This window comes from Skermanella aerolata KACC 11604 (assembly GCF_000936425.1).
Lineage (GTDB): Bacteria > Pseudomonadota > Alphaproteobacteria > Azospirillales > Azospirillaceae > Skermanella > Skermanella aerolata.
Genome location: NZ_AVFK01000267.1, coordinates 1 through 233 on the forward strand (window position 1 = coordinate 1; position 233 = coordinate 233).

Sequence of the window (233 nt, forward strand, 5' to 3'; positions counted from 1 at the left end):
CTCCGACCCCAACTCCATGAAGACGCGGGCGCGCAAGACCGCTGGCGGCTACCTGCTGTCGGGCTCCAAGCAGTGGATCACCAATTCCCCCATCGCCGACGTCTTCGTCGTCTGGGCCAAGGACGATACCGGCGATATCAGGGGCTTCGTGCTGGAGAAGGGCATGAAGGGGCTGAGCGCCCCGAAGATCGAGGGCAAGTTCAGCCTGCGCGCCTCGATCACCGGCGGCATCG

Annotated in this window: 1 protein-coding gene; it reads left to right on the forward strand. The window is 65.2% G+C overall.

The window, feature by feature from the left end; all coding sequences use genetic code 11:
• On the forward strand, nucleotides 1–233 hold a 233-nt coding region (locus tag N826_RS39495; protein WP_044438197.1), incomplete at both ends, for an acyl-CoA dehydrogenase family protein.